Source organism: Psychrilyobacter piezotolerans (assembly GCF_003391055.1).
GTDB classification, from domain to species: domain Bacteria; phylum Fusobacteriota; class Fusobacteriia; order Fusobacteriales; family Fusobacteriaceae; genus Psychrilyobacter; species Psychrilyobacter piezotolerans.
In genome coordinates, this window is the sequence record NZ_QUAJ01000003.1 from 128,324 (window position 1) to 147,809 (window position 19,486).

Annotated in this window: 13 protein-coding genes and 1 riboswitch; of the genes, 4 read left to right on the top strand and 9 right to left on the bottom strand. The window is 35.9% G+C overall.

Going from position 1 to position 19,486, the window contains the following annotated elements; genetic code table 11:
• Positions 1–15 precede the first annotated feature (15 nt).
• Positions 16–177, top strand: a complete 162-nt coding sequence (locus DYH56_RS02885; protein WP_114641351.1) for a rubredoxin — start codon at positions 16–18, stop codon at positions 175–177.
• A gap of 176 nt (positions 178–353) precedes the next feature.
• Here DYH56_RS02885 and DYH56_RS02890 read toward each other — a convergent pair whose 3' ends face one another.
• The 6 genes from DYH56_RS02890 to DYH56_RS02915 all read right to left on the bottom strand — a co-directional run bounded on the left by DYH56_RS02890 (position 354) and on the right by DYH56_RS02915 (position 5,641).
• Positions 354–512 carry a rubredoxin gene (locus DYH56_RS02890; protein ID WP_114641352.1) on the bottom strand — a complete coding sequence of 53 codons (159 nt, stop codon included), beginning with the start codon at positions 510–512 and terminating at the stop codon, positions 354–356.
• A gap of 18 nt (positions 513–530) precedes the next feature.
• Entirely contained in the window at positions 531–1,034 is a 504-nt protein-coding gene (locus DYH56_RS02895; RefSeq protein ID WP_114641353.1) for a ferritin-like domain-containing protein, read from the bottom strand.
• 62 nt (positions 1,035–1,096) lie between these two features.
• Complete coding sequence (gene wrbA / locus DYH56_RS02900) at positions 1,097–1,744, bottom strand: NAD(P)H:quinone oxidoreductase (protein WP_114641354.1); 648 nt, start codon at positions 1,742–1,744, stop codon at positions 1,097–1,099.
• 209 nt (positions 1,745–1,953) lie between these two features.
• A complete protein-coding gene (locus DYH56_RS02905) occupies positions 1,954–3,603 on the bottom strand; it encodes an ABC transporter permease (protein ID WP_114641355.1) in 1,650 nt (549 codons plus the stop codon).
• Complete coding sequence (locus DYH56_RS02910) at positions 3,603–4,637, bottom strand: ABC transporter ATP-binding protein (RefSeq protein WP_369927760.1); 1,035 nt, start codon at positions 4,635–4,637, stop codon at positions 3,603–3,605. Before DYH56_RS02910 ends, DYH56_RS02905 begins: the two co-directional genes overlap by 1 nt.
• A complete protein-coding gene (locus DYH56_RS02915) occupies positions 4,607–5,641 on the bottom strand; it encodes an ABC transporter substrate-binding protein (RefSeq protein ID WP_114641357.1) in 1,035 nt (344 codons plus the stop codon). The genes DYH56_RS02910 and DYH56_RS02915 overlap by 31 nt, the downstream gene beginning before the upstream one ends.
• A 502-nt stretch (positions 5,642–6,143) precedes the next feature.
• On the opposite strand from DYH56_RS02915, the gene DYH56_RS02920 reads away from it, so the two are divergent.
• The 3 genes from DYH56_RS02920 to DYH56_RS02930 all read left to right on the top strand — a co-directional run bounded on the left by DYH56_RS02920 (position 6,144) and on the right by DYH56_RS02930 (position 10,802).
• A complete protein-coding gene (locus tag DYH56_RS02920) occupies positions 6,144–7,085 on the top strand; it encodes a nucleotidyltransferase family protein (RefSeq protein WP_114641358.1) in 942 nt (313 codons plus the stop codon).
• Positions 7,086–7,292: 207 nt separating this feature from the next.
• Positions 7,293–8,096: an SIR2 family protein gene (locus DYH56_RS02925; RefSeq protein WP_114641359.1), complete on the top strand. Its 804-nt coding sequence runs from the start codon at positions 7,293–7,295 to the stop codon at positions 8,094–8,096.
• Between the two features lie 120 nt (positions 8,097–8,216).
• Positions 8,217–10,802: a PEP/pyruvate-binding domain-containing protein gene (locus DYH56_RS02930; protein ID WP_114641360.1), complete on the top strand. Its 2,586-nt coding sequence runs from the start codon at positions 8,217–8,219 to the stop codon at positions 10,800–10,802.
• A 44-nt stretch (positions 10,803–10,846) separates the two neighbouring features.
• Here the strand turns inward: DYH56_RS02930 and DYH56_RS02935 are convergent, their stop codons facing one another.
• The 3 genes from DYH56_RS02935 to metH all read right to left on the bottom strand — a co-directional run bounded on the left by DYH56_RS02935 (position 10,847) and on the right by metH (position 19,464).
• Positions 10,847–13,711 (bottom strand): EAL domain-containing protein, encoded by a 2,865-nt coding sequence (locus DYH56_RS02935; RefSeq protein ID WP_114641361.1) that lies wholly within the window; start codon positions 13,709–13,711, stop codon positions 10,847–10,849.
• A 29-nt stretch (positions 13,712–13,740) separates the two neighbouring features.
• Positions 13,741–15,258, bottom strand: a complete 1,518-nt coding sequence (locus tag DYH56_RS02940) for a putative bifunctional diguanylate cyclase/phosphodiesterase (protein ID WP_114641362.1) — start codon at positions 15,256–15,258, stop codon at positions 13,741–13,743.
• 125 nt (positions 15,259–15,383) lie between these two features.
• Positions 15,384–15,468: riboswitch (cyclic di-GMP riboswitch) on the bottom strand.
• A 606-nt stretch (positions 15,469–16,074) separates the two neighbouring features.
• Positions 16,075–19,464: a methionine synthase gene (gene metH / locus DYH56_RS02945; protein ID WP_202922751.1), complete on the bottom strand. Its 3,390-nt coding sequence runs from the start codon at positions 19,462–19,464 to the stop codon at positions 16,075–16,077.
• Between the last annotated feature and the right edge of the window lie 22 nt (positions 19,465–19,486).

Sequence of the window (19,486 nt, forward strand, 5' to 3'; positions counted from 1 at the left end):
AAAAGGAGGAAAAATATGGAAAAATGGTTATGTGTACCTTGTGGTTATATTTATGACCCTGAAATTGGTGATGATGCTGGTGATATAGAACCAGGTGTGAAATTTGAAGATTTACCTGAAGACTGGACGTGCCCTCTATGTGGAGCACCAAAGGAAGATTTTGAAAAGGTAGAATAATTGTGATTTTTTTTAATTTATTGTAACTTTAAAGCAAAGCTGTCCCAGTCATTGAAAGTAAATTCAATGGCTGGGACAGCTTTATTATTATCTAGATACAACGTCATGTTGCTTTTTTTATGCCTTAAAAAATATTCAGGTTTTTCCAACTTTCTCATGGAATAATCATATTTTATTTATAATTTTTCAAATTGATTTTTTCCTGTACCACACAATGGACAGCTCCAGTTTTCTGGAATATCTTCCCATTTTGTTCCAGCTGGAATTCCTGACTTTTTATGCCCTATTTCTGGGATATATACATAACCGCAGACTGTACATGCCCACCTTTCCATATCTATCTCCTCCTGATACTATTTTTTAACTTTTTCCATCATAATCTTAATATCCTGTAAAATTGCCTGTAAATCTTCTTCATGTTCTTCTTCCTGCTCCAATATTTTAAGAGCTAGGTTGTAAGTTACCACATCTTTATCTTTTGTAAAATCCATTAGATTTTTGTATGCATTAATGGCACATTGTTCTCCAGCTATATTTTGTTTTAATATTTCTTCCACATAGGAATCTGACGGGGTTGTATACCCGCAAGAAGTTTCCTTAAGTAAAGCTTCCGGTGAAAGTAATGGATCCCCTTCAAGCTGAATTATCCTGTCACAAATCCACTGTGCATGTGTAAGTTCTTCAGTAGCATGCTGTAAAAGTTCTGCAACTGTAGCTTCTCTCATGGGTCCTTTTACAACCTGAGCCCCTATCCAATATTGATAATATGCAAGCCATTCATCTGCAAATGCCTCATTTAATAACTTTATTAATTCATCCACATCTAAATTCACAATCTCTCTACCTCTTGTCCCCATTTAATTTACCTCCCTATTTATAAACAATTTTTTTTTATTTGTATAAGTTTTTGATAGATTCCCTAATGTATGCCCGATGTATCGCTTGGGCAGTCTGATTCAATGGATGAAGCAGCCATTTTCTTTGCAGCCTTGGCTACATGTTCCCCTTGAAAACGTGCGATTTTTAGTTCATTTTCCGATGGTTTCCGGCTTCCATCTGCCCCTGCAAGGGTAGTAGCCCCATAGGGAGTACCGCCGCTGATCTCCTCCATGTTGAGGATTGCCTGACATGAGTAAGGAACTCCTACAACGATCATCCCATGATGGAATAGGGTGGTATGAAATGAAGTTATTGTTGTCTCCTGGCCTCCATGCTGAGAGGCAGTAGAGACAAATACACTTCCTACCTTTCCGATTAGAGCTCCATCCATCCAGTGTTTTCCTGTCTGGTCCAGAAAATTCCTCATCTGGGAACACATATTCCCAAATCTGGTAGGGGTTCCAAAAATAATGGCATCATATTTCGGGAGCTCTTCAACCGATGCAATAGGAGCCTCCTGATCTAATTTAGCCCCTGCATTACGTGCGGCTTCTTCAGACATAGTTTCCGGCACCCTCTTAATAGTTACTTCAACCTCATCAATACTACCAGCACCTTTGGCTACGGCTTTTGCCATGGTTTCCACATGGCCGTACATGCTGTAATATAGGATCAATATCTTTGTCATTAGCATCCTCCTCATTTTTGTGAATAAAAAAAACTTCTATAGATATATTAACTAAAAACAAAAAAATCCTTTTAATTTTATGGATTAGAAATTTTAATAGAATTGAGATTTTAGAAAAAGGCGGATGGAAAGAGGCATTGAGGGGAATAAAAAAGACCGGGAAAATTTGATATTTTCCCGGTCTTTTTTTATATGTTATATCGCGTTGCTTAGATGTTTAATTTTTTTCCCCTGGAAAAGAATTTAAACATAAGAATAGAAAGAATAGATATAATTGTCAGGATAGTTGAAAGGGCAGCAGCACTTCCAAAACTATCACGAATAACTTCTGTATATATTGCAACAGCAATAGTTCCTGTTTTTCCAGTATATAATATAATTGTTGAACTCAGTTCATTTATAGTTGAGATCCAGCTGAGGATCAATCCGGAAAATATACCGGGACCCATCATGACAGCTGTGACCTTAAAGAATGTCTTCATAGGAGAAACTCCTAAATTTATAGAAGCTTCTTCTATACTGGGATCTATCTGGTGCAGGATAGCTGTTCCCGATCTCACTGTATATGCTAATTTCCTGATAATATAGGAAACTATAAGGATAAACCCTGTTCCGCTTAAAAGTAATGGTCTTTTATTAAAACATACCAATAATCCTATTCCCAGGACCGATCCCGGAATAACATAGGGAAACATAATTAAAATATCCAAGATAGGAGCCAATCTGTTTTTCTTCTTAAAGATAATATAAGAGAGGACAAGCCCTAATAATAACATGATCAATATAGATATAATAGAATACAGGAATGTATTATAGATATTAGATGAAAGTTTATTCATAATTTCATAATAACTGTCTAAACTAAATCCTGAAACAAATAACGGCCCGTTGGTTTTTAAAAACGAAGTATAGATAACAACTAACTGGGGCAGGAATGCTATAAATGATATAACTCCTACAAATACAGTAGCTGAAACTCTGCTGCTGGGTTTAAGTATAGATGTTTTCGGCGGCCTGAGGGCATTCATCTTGTAGTTTTTCCTGGAAATAAGATATTTCTGAAGGAAAAGTACAATGGTAGAACAGGCTACAACCACAACACTGATAGTACTTGCAACAGTGGCATCTCCACCCATTTCACTCATAAACTCATCATAGATCATAACAGGTAAAACCTTATATCCTTCACCGATCAGCATAGGCGTTCCAAAATCAGCCAGGGATGTCATAAATACCATAAGAGCTCCGGCAGTGATAGAAGGCATAACCAGAGGAAAAGTTACTGTGAATAATCTCTGCAATCTGCTCATACCTAAGTTTTCAGAAGCCTCCTCCAAAGAAGCGTCGATACTGTTTAGAGCTCCCGAAGTATAGATATATACATAGGGGAAGAATTTTAGAGTAAATACAATTACTATCCCTGTAAATCCATAGATAGTAGGCATAACTATTCCAAAGGGGCTCAGCAGGTTAGTGATCCATCCGTTTCTCCCCAAGAGCAAGATCCAAGAATATGCCCCGATAAATGGAGGAGACAGGAGGGAGATCATGATAACCAGATCTAAAAATCCTTTGAAATATATATTGGTCCTGCTCATAAAATAAGCCACAGGAATCCCTATTAAAGTGGCAAAGACAGTTGTAGCAAAACAAACTGCTAAACTATGCTTTAACGCATTGAAATAATAAGGCAGGGAAAAGAAATCTATATAGTTTTCTAAAGTCAATTTTCCTGTTGTAGAACTTATAAAACTTTCACTTACCAGGGAAAATGAAGGATAGATCAAAAACAAAAATATAAGTGCCAGAGATGTTATGGAAATTATATTCCAGAAGTTTAAATATTTATTTATCTTCATTAACTTTCCTCACTTTTATCAAAATGTTTTCTTTTATCTTCAGGGAAAAGAATTCCAACTTTTTCTCCCATATGTTTAATACCCGTATCTTTAGAAAATACTTTTACTTCTATCTCTTCACCATTTTCTAATTTAACTTCGTAGGAGACACATTCACCCAAGAATGTAGTCAAAGTTATCTCTCCATTGATAGTTCCAGAATCCTTCTCTACAATTAAAGTATCTTCAGGTCTTACAGAAAGAAGCTTTGCAGGATCTCCTGTAAGAGCAGTATCGTAGATAAAGTTTGAGGTACCTATAAAATTAGCAACAAATGCATTGGCAGGAGAGGAATATATCTCTTCAGGAGTTCCGATCTGCTGAACTCTTCCTCTATTCATAACTGCGATCCTGTCTGAAACAGCAAGTGCTTCCTCCTGGTCATGAGTTACATAGATAGTTGTGATATCCAAAGAAGACTGAAGTTTTTTTATGGTAGCTCTCATCTTAACTCTGAGTTTAGCATCCAGGTTAGACAGGGGTTCATCCATTAAAAGGATCTCAGGATGGATAACGATAGCTCTGGCAAGAGCTACCCTTTGCTGCTGTCCACCGGAAAGTTCAGCAGGTTCTTTTGTCGCCTGGTCTCCCATCTCAACCATCTCAAGAGCATTTAAAACTCTTTCTTTTATCTCTGTTTTAGAGACCTTCCTGGCTTTTAATCCATAAGCCACATTTTCAAATACACTCATATGAGGGAAGATGGCGTAGTTTTGAAAAACCATTCCTATATTTCTTTTATGAGCAGGAGTATTGTTTATTTTATTCCCGCTTATAATAACATCCCCGGAGGTGATCTCGTTAAATCCTGCAATCATCCGGAGGAGAGTGGTTTTTCCGCAGCCGGAAGGTCCAAGGAGGGTAAAAAATTCACCTCTTTTTATATCTAAATCAGCTTTATTAACAGCTATAAAATCATCGTATTTCTTAGTTAGGTCTTTAATATTAACACCCATTTTTTTTCTTACTCCTTTCCTGAAACTATATTTTTCCATCTTTTTACTATTGTCTTTTTACTTTCTGAAGCCCAACCAAAATCATAGTCAACTAACTTGATCTCTGAGAGAGGAAGTAAACCTTCTGGAGCAGCAACATCGTCTCTTACTCCTCTGATCTTAAATTCATCAGCTAAAGTTTTTTGAACCTCTTCACTTACGATGTAATCTAAGAACAATTTAGCATTTTCTTCATTGACAGCATCTTTAATTAAAGCAGCAGCATCAGGAACAGCAGAAGTACCCTCAGACGGGTATACTATTCCTAGATGCCCACCGGCATTTTTATATTTAACAGCCCCTTTTTCATGAGCTAATCCAATAGAATATTCCTTATCTACAACACCTTTAGGAACACCAGAAGAACTTCCTAAAATCTTACCATCCAGGTTAGCTATAAATTTCTTGATGAAATCAAAACCGGTTTCTGTATCTTTTCCAAAGGCAGTCAACAGAGTAGCAGTTATAGTATAAGAAGATCCGGATTTAACAGGAGAAGCCATAGCAACCTTTCCTTTCCATTTAGGATCAGTTACATCGGCCCAAGAAGTAGGGATATCGTCTCCGGTTACAAGATCGGTATTATAGATAATAACCATAGGCAGTAGTGCAAAACCAAACCATTTATCTTCAGGATCTCTGAATAAAGGGTCTATCTTATCGTGACTTGTAGTTTTATATGGTGCAAAATATTCCTTGAATGAGTTAAGAGATTCTGCTCCTCCACCCCAGATAACATCTCCCAAAGGATTTGTACTTTCAGCTTGAATTCTCTTAAGGATTTCTCCAGTCCCGGCTGCAACGATATTAACCTTTATTCCTGTTTGTTCAGTAAAACTATTTGTAATAGTGTTTAGAAGTTGAGATGGGTGTGATGAATATACAGTCACCTCGTTACTTTTAGTTACAGTTTGAGTAGTCTCTGTTTCTTCTTTCCCGCAGGCTACAGCCAATAGAAGTGAGAGTGCCAGTACTAATTTTAAAATTTTTGTTAAATTTTTCATATAATTCCTCCTAGTAATGTTTTATAATAAATCTAATAGTAAAATTTTTAGACGATTACATTAAATAATATCAAATTTAATTAACGATTGCAATTGAATATCTTGTTTTATCTTAATTGTGTCTTGATTTTATTTTAACTATATCTTAATCTTAGTTTTTTATTATTTTCCTGAAACTGTATTTTTCCATCTTTTAACTATATTTTTTTTCTGGGATGCCCAGTCGAAATCATAATCTGGCAATTTCTCCCCTTTTATTTTGTTGTATTGTAATAGTTCTAAAAGAACGAGTTTCAGACACGCCTACAAATTTTACCAAATTAAGATGGCTAATGCAATTTAAACCATAGAAAAATTCCGGATAAAATTACCTGTGGTATATTTGGATAACTAAATATAAAGGAAAGATAAATAATAAAATGACCTCTATTAAGAGGGGTTATTTTTATGTTATACTTTTTTATTAACTAGGAAATTAAAAATTTTTTAAAGGAGAATTAAAATGAAAAAAAGACCTACATTGGTTATTATGGCAGCAGGAATGGGAAGCAGGTATGGAGGCTTAAAGCAAATTGACCCGGTTGGTCTAAATGGAGAAATCATAATGGATTATTCTATCTACGATGCCAGGTTAGCAGGATTCGGGAAAGTGGTATTTGTTATAAAGGAAGAATTTTATGATATATTTAAGAAAAAAATAGGGGACAGGATATCAAAATTAGAAGATATAGAAGTCAGATATGTATTTCAGGATATAAAATCTATCCCTAAGAAATATAAACTTCCCCAAGACAGGGTAAAACCCTGGGGGACAGGGCATGCTGTTTTATCCTGCAAAGATGTGATAGATGAACCTTTTGCAGTTATAAATGCCGATGATTTCTATGGTTCAACAACCTTTAAGCTGATTTATGATGAACTTGCAAACCAGACAGATGAATATGGATATTCCATGGTAGGTTTCCAATTAGATAAAACCATCAGTAAAAATGGCAGTGTAGCAAGGGGAATATGTACATTGGATAAAGATAGCCACCTGGTTACAGTGGAAGAAAAGACTAAAATAGAGGAAGTTTCAGGAACTATCTATTCCTTTGAAGATAAATATAATTCTTTAGCAGAAAAAACAGAACTTATAAAAATAGAATTAGAAGGAAATACTCCTGTATCTATGAATATTTGGGGGTTTATGCCGTCTATTTTTAAGGAATTAGAATCAGGGTTTGAAAATTTTTTAGATGAAAATCTAGGGGAGTTAAAATCTGAATTTTATATTCCCAGCCTTGTAGATAATTTAATTAAATCAAAAAAAGCTTTTGTGAAAGTAATAAAAACTGTGGAAAAATGGCATGGAGTAACTTATCAGCAGGATAAAGAGGATGTTTCTAAGGCTTTAAAAAATATGACCCCCGATATCTATCCGGACAGATATATAAATAGTTAAAAAAGTAGGTATAAAAAGAGATAAAAAATTGTATTTTTATCTCTTTTTATTTTTTTTTCTGTGTTTTTAAATCGGGGAAAAAGGAGGTATACTAGAGGTAGGATATTTAAAATATATTCAAGATTTAATGGATATTTTTAGTGATCCATTACAGATGAGTTTTTTTATTTGAAAAAAGTCTGAATACCTTAAAAGGAGAGGGGAGTTATGAGGGGATTAATTGAATCAATTCAGGATAAAAATGCTATTTTATTTATTGGTGCCGGGGTATCGATGAACCTGGGGCTGCCTTCGTGGAATTCACTGCTGGATTATATTGCTGAGGAATTAAAATATGAACCTGAAGTTTTTAAATCTTTTGGAAATGCACTGACATTGGCAGAATATTATAAAATAAAGAACGGTGGTATCGGCCCGCTGAGGAGCTGGATGGATAGAAACTGGCATGGCAATCATATAAAAATTGAGAATTCCAAAATACATAAATTAATATTTGATCTGGATTTTCCCATTATATATACTACAAACTATGACAGGTGGATAGAAAGAACATACGACTGCTACAAAAAAAAATATAAGAAAATAACCAATGTAGGAGATCTGGTGAATTTAAATGGTATGGTTACCCAGATTATTAAATTTCATGGGGATTTTGATGATGAAAAATCCATTGTATTGACTGAATCCAGCTACTTTGAAAGGCTGGACTTTGAAACACCGCTGGATATTAAACTCAGGTCGGATATACTGGGTAAATCAATTTTATTTATCGGATACAGTCTTCATGATATCAATCTTCGATACCTCCTCTATAAGCTGAATAAACTTTGGGAAAATAGTAACCAATCGAGCTCGAGACCCAAATCTTACATATTTTTAGTGGATTCCAACCCTGTAGAAGATTTAATCTTAGAAAAAAGAGGGATTAAAACTTTTACTTCGGAAAATAAAAATCCCAGCGAGAGTCTGCTTGAATTTTTGGAAGAACTAAATAATAATTTATCAGAATAGGAGGATTTATTTCTCCTCTTTTTTTAGGTCTTTATAGACGTTGAAGGAACTGTTATTGTAAACAGGTATAAAATAAAGAGAAAAAATATAGATTTAGGGGGGGTAAAATAAGGAGGAAGGATGAAAAAATTAATATATCATTTGGATACCAAGGATATTGTAAAATTGTCGGAAGTAGGAGGCAAAGCCAAGTCTTTGATAGAGAGTACAAGGATTGGTTTAAATGTACCCGATGGATTTATTCTGACTGTGGAATTTTTTACTCCCTGGACAGAAGATCTAAAAAAAAATGAAATATGGGAGGAGTTTTTAAAAAATCCTTCCAGGGAAAGCTGTGATAAATTAAAAAAAATAGCTGATAAGTTTGAATTTAAAGAAGGTCAAGGGAAGATCTTAGAAGGTGCAAAAAAGAGGTATGCAAAAGATTCTATTTTTGCAGTTCGTTCTTCTTCTCCCGAAGAAGATTTGGAAGGGATTAGTTTTGCCGGGATGTATGAGACCAGTCTGGGGATAACTGCAGATAATTTAAAAATAGCCATAAAAACAGCATTTGCTTCTATGCTGGATACAAAGGTGGTGGAATATAAAAAAATACAGGGGATATCCATAGAAAATCCTGAGATAGCAGTAATAGTTCAAAGACAGATATATTCTGAAATCAGCGGGATAGCATTTTCATTGAATCCGCAGAATAACTGTTATGATGAGGCATATATCAATGCAAGTTTTGGGTTGGGAGAAACCATTGTATCCGGGCAGGTAACACCGGATACATATGTTGTAGAAAAGGTTCAGAGAAAGATAATAGAAAAGACTATTGCGGAAAAGAAAACAGGGCTGTGGTTAGAAGAAGATGGTGGCATAGTAGAAAGAGAAAACGAAGATAGGAATGCTCCAGCATTGACAGATGAAGAGATCCTTTTGGTGTCGGATTTTGTGTCAAAATGTGAAAATTATTACGGTTTCCCAATGGATATAGAGTGGGCCATGGCAGAAGGGGAACTTTATCTATTACAGGCTCGTCCCGTAACCAGTTATCTGCCCATCTATGAGGAGATGATGACACAACCGGGGGAAAGAAAGATTCTCTATCTGGATTTGACTGTACTAACCCAGGGGTTTTCAGAAAATATTTCTATCCTGGGTTTAGAAATATGGGGGAAGATGTTAGATGCTGCCAAGGGCGGGGTAATGCCTGTTGGTAAAGATGGAGGGGTAATAAATATCCACGGCAGACAGTATATGAATATATCCAATTATTTAAAACTCATGGGAGGAAATAGAACTACCCAGTTATGGGGGAATTATGATAAACCTACCAGGATGATCTTTGAAAGTATAAATTTAAAGGAAGAATATGAGGCTGAAACATTAACTCCCAAAATGAAGGGGGTAAAAAAAGCTATATTGAGGCAAATATTTAATATGAGTTTATTTTTTATAAAAGGGTTGTATAAGGAAAAAAAATTACTTCAGGAATATGTGGATAAGGGGGAAGAGGTATATCAATATGCTGTAACCAAGGTAAAAAATGACCGGCCCTTTGATGTGGTAGTAGATGAAGTTTTTAAAGAATTTGAAGGGTTGATAAAACCGGCATATATAATTATGCTGGGAATATCCAATTATTCTAAGATAAAGAAGATGTTTAAGGGGATGGGGTTGGATGATGAAATCATCTCTTTAAGTATGGATCTTCAGGGGAATCCAACCAGTAAAATGGGCCGTGAGATGTTAAGATTGGCTTCTTTTGATGAGGTTCAAAAGATATCAACGGGGAAGGAGTTTGCAGAAAAACTTTCTAGAAATGAATTCTCCGAAGAATTTACGGCATTTTATGAGGAGTATATCCACAGATACGGAGCCAGGGGATTTAAGGAGATAGATATAGCAGCCCCCCGGTCCTACGAAAATCCGGAAAAATTCTTTATCCAGCTGAAGGCATTAAATATCCATGATAATGTAGTGCTGACGGTAAAGGAAAGAAAGCAAAAAGCCTACAATAAATTGTTGGAGAAAGCAAAAGAATTAGGAAAAAAGAAAAAGTTTATTAAATATGCGGGGATATACGATGAAACCATGGGGTATAGGGAACATCCTAAATATCTCTATGTGATAATCAACGATGCTCTCAGAAAGGTGGCCCTTGAAATAGGCAGGCAGTTTAAAGATGAAGGAAGACTAAAATTCAAAGATCAGATATTTGATCTGACTATAAAGCAGGTAAGGGAGGCTCAAAACAATAAAGAGAATTTACAGGGTATAATTGAAAAAAATCTGAAATTACGAAAAACCAGGGAACACATTAAAGACTGGCCGAAGATTATAGACAGCCGGGGGAAGATATTCAGGTATATAAGGGAATCGGAAGAGGGAGATCTGGCAGGAGATCCTATCTCGCCTGGAGTTATCCGTGGCAGAGCCAAGGTACTTAATTCTCCCTATGAAAAATCCCTGGAAAAAGGAGAAATTTTAGTAGCCAGAGCTACAGAACCAGCATGGACTCCTATTTTTGTAAATGCATCGGGGGTGGTCATGGAAATCGGCGGACCTCTCCAGCACGGGGCAATAATAGCTCGGGAATATGGAATTCCCTGTGTAAGCGGCATCCATAAGGCTACAGAAATTATTAAGGATGGAGATTTACTGGAAGTTGACGGATCCAGCGGAATAGTTAAGATCGTAGAAAAAAAGGATCACAGATGAACTTAGAAGCTCATCTGTGATCCTTTTTGAGTAAGCAGGATTTATTACAATCCCTTATTCAATAGATTAACAAAGTCTTTTTCTGGCATAGGTTTTCCAAAAAAGAATCCCTGGGCATGGGTAACCCCTTCTTTCTTTAAAAAATCACTTTCACTGGCTTCTTCTATCCCTTCAGCCACTGAAATATAATCCATATCGCTGCATAGCCTTATGAGGGTACGATATATTTTTTTACCTTTAACAGAATTTTCTTTAACCGACTCCAGCAGGCTTCTGTCAAATTTTAAGGAATCTATATTTAACTTCCCCAGCTCCCTCAGTGAGGAATAACCAGCTGTAAAATCATCCAGTGCCACTGATGTACCCAGCTTATCTTTAATGGAGTTTAGTTCACCAAGTATTTTACTGAATTTCTTTATAAATACACTTTCTGTAAGCTCTATTTCAACAGCTTCTCCAGGTACATCGTATTTATCCAGCAGGTACTTTATCTGCTCATATACATCTATTTCACCAAAGGTCTGTGCAGAGACATTAAAGGATGCCTTAAAACCTTTATCTATAATCCCTCTTTCCTGCCAATCTTTAACTGTTTTTATGGTGAGTTCCGCAATTTTCATATCCAACTTATATACCAAGCCGATCTCCTCAGCCAAGGGGATGAAGGTAATTGGAGAAATAATGCCCTTTTGGGGATGTACCCAACGTGCCAGGGCTTCTAAACCAATTATTTTGTTTGTCTGCAGATTGACCTTTGGCTGGAAATAAGGAATAATCTCATTTTTTTGCAGTGCTACCTTAAAATCTCTTTCCAGATTTTTACTTTCCTCGAATTCCCTTACCAGTTCCTTGCTGGCAACAACTATAGACCCGCTTCCATTCTTTTTGGCCGCAAACATGGCTATATCTGCTTTGTGTAGAAAATAATCCATATTATCAATTTTTTCATGGAGCTCACATATCCCTATACTTGCACCTATATTAAAGGTTGTTTCCAGGATATTTATTGACTTATTCAGCTCCGCCAGGGCATTTTCGGCAAGCTTTATTCCTTCATCAACAGAAGCATCCCTGTGAAATACAAAGAATTCATCTCCTGCCAGCCTGTAGACGGTATCCTTACAAAATATTTTCTGAAGTCTGGAAACTGACTCTTTGAGGATCATATCACCTGCATGGTGTCCATAGTTATCGTTTATCACCTTAAAGTCATTGAGATCTATGTACATACCCAGACCCCTGTCTCTTTTAAAGTCTATCTTATTCATAGCTTCCTTAAAGCTTACCCTGTTTAAGGCTGTAGTAAGGTGGTCATAATAGGCTAAATTTTTCAATTTTTTATTGGTTCTGTATTTAAATCCAGTAAAAAAAGCTGCTGTGAAAAAACCGAATAATGAGATCACCAGAGAAAGAGATTTTCTATTCTTTTTTTGCTCATCTGCTTTTATCGTTTTAAAAAAAGACATCTCACTTAAAAATTCATCTTCTACCCTCTTATAGTCTAAGAAGTTATCCATTACCTTATTTAATATGCCAATTAAGATTTCGTCATCTTTTTTTACTGCTATTGCAAAGGGTAGCTTATCTAAAATATCTACTTTATAAAAATTAATATCAAACCGCGCTTGCTGCAGGTAACGGAACATATCGGCATCCATAACACAGCTGTCGATCTCCTTATCTTTCAAGGCATCTACCATGGTTTGAGAGTGGGGAAATTCAGTTATTTCTGTATCTTTAGGCAGGTATTTTCGGATTGAAGCAGCTGAGATATCGGTTTTTACAACCCCAACCTTATTTACTTTTTTCTCAACTCCTATCTTTTTTGGACCTGCAGCCACAATCAGGATATCCTTGTAGGTCAATGACTTGGTAAATTTATATATATTTTCTCTTTCTTCAGTGAACAGCATCCCTCTCAGATCAGCTTCCTCACTATTTAAATTTTCATTTGAAACTTCCAGGGGTATCCCCCAAAATTGTGAGATTTCCTCCATCATTTGAACGAAGGATCCGTCATATTTTTTTTGAGCTCCATCATAATATGAAGTAGGGTAAAAATCACTCTGGAAAATCACCTTAAGACTTTTCTTATTGTTCAAATAATCAATCTCCTGCTGGTTTAAAAAATTATGAAAAACTCTCTTTCTCCTCTTGTTTTTTTCATACTCCAGCAGCTTTAAAAACTTTTCTCTATGGGAAAACTCCAGTGCCTTGTCGATTACCGATTTCAGCATGGGTTGGCTCTTTGCTATCCCCAATCCAATTGGGTCTATTCTTCCTAATTCAAATATAGGTTCGGTTTTATCATAGATATCTTCCTTGGAAACGACAATATAGTCAGAGGCAGAACCTTCAGCAGTCTCATGGACCTCTCTTAACCTGAAATTTAAATTCTTTTCCCTTTTAAACTTTTTCAAATACTCACTGTATGCAGATGGAGAAATAACTGTAAGTTCCTTTCCTTCCAGATCATCAAAGGATCTCAAAGGAATATTTTTATTTGTAGTGATAACATAGAGCTTGTCGCTGTGTATCGGAATGGATAGGTTAATTTTATCCTTTCTTTCTTCAGACAGGGTAAAGTTAAGCAGAAGATCGATCTCCTCCCTTTCCAGCATTTCATAAAGATTTTCCCAGGAATCCGTCTCCACCTTAACGTCCATATGGAAAAACTCTTCAAGGAGATCTTTATATTTATATACCAAACTGTCATCGGGATTTTCAAGATCGATATAAGGACTTCCTGTATGAACCCCCATCCGTATTCCAGAATTTTGCAGACTTTTTATATAATTGATTTCATCCTCAGAATAGATACCTGAAGATATATAATTTGTGGCCTGAACTATTAAACTAATAAAAACCAACATTAAAGAAAATAGAAATTTCCTGTTAAGTTTAATCATTTTTCCTCCCAATATTATGTAAATATTACCTAAGCTACTATTTCCGATTCACTGCAGGTATTTTTTTTAAGTTTTAATTCCGACCTTTCATTTATCAGGACCGCAACCAAGTCATTTTCAGGCATAGGTCTTCCAAAGTGGTACCCCTGGGCATATTTGACTCCCTCTTTTTTCAAAAATTCACTCTCAGCTGCGTCCTCTATCCCCTCGGCAACAGATATGTATCCCATATCGTCTGAAAGATCAATTAGGGTGCTGTATATCCTCTGCCCCTTATCTACGTTTTCTTTGACTATCTGAAGGAGGCTTCTGTCAAACTTAAGTGTGTCTATTTCTAAAACTCCCAGCCCTTTCAGGGATGCATGTCCCGCTGTAAAGTCATCTAAAGCTATTGAAATACCCAAACGTTCCTTTAAGAGGTTCATCTCGTAGAGCACCTTCTGGATGTTGTTTATAAAGATACTTTCCGTTATTTCTATCTGTACTCTATTCCCTGGAACACCGTATTTTTTTAACATATTTTCGATGTGGTCATACACATCCAGGCCTTCTAAAGTTTTAACTGAAATATTAAAGGATAAATTGAAGTCATCTCCAACTATCCCCTCTTCTATCCAGGTTTTTAATGATTTTATTGCAGATTCTGCAATGAGAAAATCAAGATCGGCGATCACCTCATTTTTTTCAGCTATGGGGATAAAAACTCCTGGTGGTATAAAGCCCTCCTCTGGATGGATCCAACGAGCCAGGGCTTCGACCCCCACTATTTTTTCAGTCTCAAGTTCAACCTTTGGCTGGAAGTATGGGAAAATTTCCTTGTTTTCAAGGTGATATATGAAATCTTTTTCCAGCTGACGATATCTGTCAAATTTTTCTATCATCTGGTCGTCTGCCACTACAAAGGTCCCCTTCCCATTTTTTTTAGCTGTGTACATAGCTACATCGGCTCTGTGCAGAAATTCCGAGGTACTTTTTATCTTTGGGCTAATAGGGCAGATCCCTATACTCCCGTGAACTTTCAGAGTTGATCCTAATATTTCCAGAGGTTTTCTCAGTTCCTTAAGTGTTTCCGCTGCTTTTTTTTCTATATCATCTTCTTCGATATTCTTATGCAGTATAAAAAATTCATCTCCAGACAATCTATAGATACTGTTGTGATCGAATATTTTATGCAGCCTTTTCACCACTTCCCTGAGAACAAGGTCTCCCATATGGTGACCATAGGTATCATTTATCCGCTTAAAGTTATCTAAGTCTAAAAACATCCCCAGCCCTCTGTTACTTTCAAAGTTTAACCTTCCCATTTCCTTTCTGAACCTGGTCTTGTTTTTAGCTGTGGTGAGTTCATCAAAGTATGCTTTTTGATAAAGGTCTTTTATCCATCGGTACTTTGCCAGTAAAGATATGATAACTATAACTAAGATATACGTTGTAATCTTATAGATCAGACCTTTCTCATGTTTTAACAAGGTGTCTCCCTGGCCATAGACTGCCGTTCCCAGAGAAAAAATTGTCAAACTTAACAGTAATTTGAACCTTTGTTTCATTAAATGTTCCTCCTAGTTTATATGTTTTTTTTATTATCTTAATTTTTCAAAAAGATATATTTGCAAAAAAAAAAGGATACTAAAAGATAATCTTTTAGAATTCCCTACATTGACTCTGAAATTATTTCGATAACTGGCTGCCATAATAAGAATAGTTAAGGCCCTTTAGCTTTGCGTCACAGTGTTTCCATTGTTTTGCCTTTTCGGATTATCACGAGGAATTAATTAAATTGTTTTATTTAAAATTTTTATAGATAAGATATAATTTTTAGGAGAATCTGTTACTAAAAATCTCTCTTATTACCTTAAGATTAAATATAACATACGGTTTTATTATTTGTCCATTTTTTAATGTATAAAGATAGAGTCAAATTGTTGCAGTTAAAAAAAACTTAATTTTATTGAGTTATCTGAAGCCATTCATCATCTATTGTAAAATTATACAATGTTTCCATTGCTGCCTTTTGTTATATCCTTCTTTGTCATGGTTTCATCTATAATGAAACCAATAAAAGTAACGATTATTGTAACTATTAAAATGAATTTGTTTTCCACAACAGCTTTTTTCAATTAAATTTTAATATAAAATTAATGGAAAGTGCTCGTAAATTATAATGTATATGTTGAAAGAAGTCAATTTTAAATGCAAACCTGAATAGGGAGAAAGAGAAGGAGTAAGTTAGGAGATTTTATATGGAAAAAACAATGAGATAAAAGATGCGACTTAAGGGAGAAGTAAGGCTAGGAAAATCTAAATAAAAACCAGGAATTCCGGTTAGGAATCCCTGGTTTTATTTAATGGAGGAATCCTATTTATTAACAAATAGAAATACCTAAATTTTCTTTCATTTTGTTAAAATCAACTTTTCTGAATTCCGCCAGAGATTCTATCTGATTTTCATCAATTTTTCCCAGATCAAAATATTTGGCATTTTCGCTGAAAAACAGCAGACCGCAGACAGTGTGAACAGGTGTCATGGTATAAGTGGAACTAAGGGTTACTCCTAATTCCCAGATATTCATAAGATCAAAGATCTCTTTTTTCATGGAGTGATCGGGTAAAATAGGATAACCTACTGCCGGTCTTATCTTAACCTGAATTACCTCACTTGCTTTAGTCTCTAAATAATATGCAGCAGCCTCTGTCAGTCTGTTTCCCAGTAATTTATACATGATATCCTCATATTCTGTTTTCCCGGATACAGTATCTATGGATACTGCAAAGGTACCTATATAATCTTCATTTTCTACAAAATCTGCCAGGGACAGTGAACTTTCCCATTGCTGGGTTCTCACCATGGGAAGTTCCAGACCATTAATTTTTAAAATATCCATGGGTCTTTTCTCCACATTAAAAATTCCATACCTTGCAGATATTTTTAATTTTTTATCTTTCAATATTTCTAGATATTTTTCAGCCTCCCTTAAAATATCTTCCTCTTTAAAGGTGTCTTTTACCTTCCAATCGTGTAAAAATATATCCCAGTGGATATATTTTTCTATGTCTGCAACAGTGATTTTTATATCGAAAACTCCTGTTTTGGACGGTTTTATTACCTTGTTGGTTATTTTTTCCCTTTTTTTAAAACCTTCTTCTAAACTCAGATAAGACCTGTCTTCTTCAGTTTTTTTATAGGCCTTTCTCAATTTTTCATGTGAATTTAATACAGCCTCTTTATATTCCAGGTCTCCTCCCAGGATTTTATCCAGTACTATTACGGTATTGGAAGCATCTGTAAGATGAAATACACGACCCCTATAATTGGGTTCTATTTTTATGGCAGTATGAAGGCTGGATGTAGCAGCTCCTCCAATGAAAAGGGGGATATTTATTCCTTCATTTGCCATCTCTTTAGCTACCCTTGCCATCTCATGGAGAGAAGGGGTGATGAGTCCGCTTAAGGCCAGGCCATGGACTTCTTCATTTTTTATTGCGGTTATTATCTTATCCATAGAAACCATGACTCCTAAATCGATGATCTTATACCCGTTGCATTCTAAAACTGTTTTTACTATATTTTTCCCGATATCATGGACATCGCCGTCTACAGTTGCCATAACAATAGTTCCCCTGTGCTCCATATTAATTTTTTCATTTTTAATCAGGGGGGTTAAATAAGTTACGGCCTCCTTCATGATCACAGCACTTTTAACTATCTGGGGCAGGAATAACTTTCCGCTATTGAAATGTTCTCCTACTCTTTCCATCCCTTCCATCAATATATCCTGTATTATTGAGATGGGAGAATACTCCTTTAACAACAGGTCTATAAGGGTTGTTAAATTTAATTTATTCCCGTTAATCAGATTATCTGTAATCTGAACCCTTGGATCGGATTCTTTTTCTGCTGTTTTAGGAGATATAATTTTTTCTATCTGTTCATCCAACAATGAATCTAAGACATCTTCTGTATTCATTATTAAACTGCAGATCTTATCTTCCAGAGATTTTTTTATCTCAATTGTTTTTTCTGCAGGGTTCATTATCACCATATCCAGCCCATTTTCTCTGGCTAATCTCAAAAATACCTGATGAATAGCATGTCTTAACGGATTGTTTCCCCTGAAGGCAAATGAAACATTGCTGAGTCCCCCGCTTGTTTTGGCATGGGGCAGATTTTCTTTTATCCATTTTATGGAGTTTATATAATCTTTTGCATAATCCCTGTCTGTTTTTTCCCCCGTTCCGATAGTTAAAATATTAGTATCAAAGATAATATCAGCAGGAGAAAAACCTATTCCCAGCAGCAGATCATAGGATCTTTTGGAAATTGCTATCTTTTTTGTGAAGGTATCTGCCTGACCGTGTTCATCAAAGGCCATGACTACCAGAGCTGCACCATATTTTTTTACTATTTCAGCTTTTCTAATAAACTCCTCTTCCCCGTCTTTGAGACTGAGTGAATTGACAATTCCCTTAGATGGAAGGTTTTTTAATCCTTCCTCTATTATCTCAAAATCAGAAGAGTCGATCATAATGGGAATGTTAGCAGTATCAGCAGAAGATAAAAGCAGTTTTATATATTTTTTCATCTCTGTTTTGGAATCTATCAGTCCATCGTCTAGGTTGAGATCCAAGATATGAGCTCCGGCCTTGACCTGGGTTCTTGAAATTTCCAGAGCCTCATCATATTTTTTTTCTTTTATCAGTCTTGCAAACTTTCTGGATCCTGCTACATTATTTCTTTCTCCTACAATTAAAAATCCCTCTTCATCTAAGACTTCATTTCCCGATATATTAAATTCTAAAGATCTTTCCCTCAAAATTCGAGGTGTTTGATCTTTTACTGCCTCTGCTATGAGCTCTATATGTTTAGGAGTTGTACCGCAGCATCCTCCTATGATGTTTATTCCAGAATGTCTTATGAGGTCGTTTAAAATTTCTGCCGTTTCCTGAGGAGTCTCGGTGTACTCCCCTACTTCGTTGGGTAATCCGGCATTGGGATATATGGAGATCGGTTTATGGGTAAATTTCCCCAGTCTATGAATCAGGGGCAGGAGCTCAGCAGCTCCAAATGAACAATTCAAACCAAAGGACAGGATAGAGTCTCTGTCCAGGGAAATAACCAATGATTCCATGGTCTGCCCGGACAGGAGTCTCCCGAATCTATCCACTGTGGCTGAGATCATAATTGGAAGAGTTTTACCTTCCTCACAAAAGATCTCTTCTGCTCCGACAACCGCTGCCTTTGCATTTAAACCGTCAAATATAGTTTCAATAAGGAGGAGATCTCCACCCCCGTGAAGGATTCCCCTGATTTGTTTCTTATAGGCTTCCTTTAATTCATCAAAATTGATCTCCGACGAATCGAGACCTATACTTTTATTTGAAGGGCCTACTGATCCTGCTATCCATACTTTTTTTCCGGTCTCTAAAGCCGCTGATTTTGCCAGCTTGGTTCCTTCCAAAGACACTTCATATGCCAAATCTCCCAGAGAATAATCCCCCATAGATATGGTGTTGCCGTTAAAGGTATTGGTTTCTATGATATCTGCTCCGGCCTCTATATAACTATTGTAGATCTCCTTTACAATATCAGGTCTGGTCAGGTTGAGGAGTTCGTTAGCCCCCTTTAATTTAGAAGGGAAATTTTTGAACCTCTCCCCCCTGAAGTCCTCCTCGGTTAAGTTATAGTTTTGTATAGATGTTCCCATGGCACCGTCTAAAACCATTATTTTTTCTTTTAAAAGATCTTTTATGTCCATATTTATCAGGCCTCCTTCTTAT

Bases quoted from the DNA above. Each gene is read 5' to 3' on its own strand.
- DYH56_RS02885 (WP_114641351.1), top strand. From the start codon at position 16: ATGGAAAAATGGTTATGTGTACCTTGTGGTTATATTTATGACCCTGAA.
- DYH56_RS02890 (WP_114641352.1), bottom strand. From the start codon at position 512: ATGGAAAGGTGGGCATGTACAGTCTGCGGTTATGTATATATCCCAGAA.
- DYH56_RS02895 (WP_114641353.1), bottom strand. From the start codon at position 1,034: ATGGGGACAAGAGGTAGAGAGATTGTGAATTTAGATGTGGATGAATTA.
- wrbA (WP_114641354.1), bottom strand. From the start codon at position 1,744: ATGACAAAGATATTGATCCTATATTACAGCATGTACGGCCATGTGGAA.
- DYH56_RS02905 (WP_114641355.1), bottom strand. From the start codon at position 3,603: ATGAAGATAAATAAATATTTAAACTTCTGGAATATAATTTCCATAACA.
- DYH56_RS02910 (WP_369927760.1), bottom strand. From the start codon at position 4,637: ATGGAAAAATATAGTTTCAGGAAAGGAGTAAGAAAAAAAATGGGTGTT.
- DYH56_RS02915 (WP_114641357.1), bottom strand. From the start codon at position 5,641: ATGAAAAATTTAACAAAAATTTTAAAATTAGTACTGGCACTCTCACTT.
- DYH56_RS02920 (WP_114641358.1), top strand. From the start codon at position 6,144: ATGAAAAAAAGACCTACATTGGTTATTATGGCAGCAGGAATGGGAAGC.
- DYH56_RS02925 (WP_114641359.1), top strand. From the start codon at position 7,293: ATGAGGGGATTAATTGAATCAATTCAGGATAAAAATGCTATTTTATTT.
- DYH56_RS02930 (WP_114641360.1), top strand. From the start codon at position 8,217: ATGAAAAAATTAATATATCATTTGGATACCAAGGATATTGTAAAATTG.
- DYH56_RS02935 (WP_114641361.1), bottom strand. From the start codon at position 13,711: ATGATTAAACTTAACAGGAAATTTCTATTTTCTTTAATGTTGGTTTTT.
- DYH56_RS02940 (WP_114641362.1), bottom strand. From the start codon at position 15,258: ATGAAACAAAGGTTCAAATTACTGTTAAGTTTGACAATTTTTTCTCTG.
- metH (WP_202922751.1), bottom strand. From the start codon at position 19,464: ATGGACATAAAAGATCTTTTAAAAGAAAAAATAATGGTTTTAGACGGT.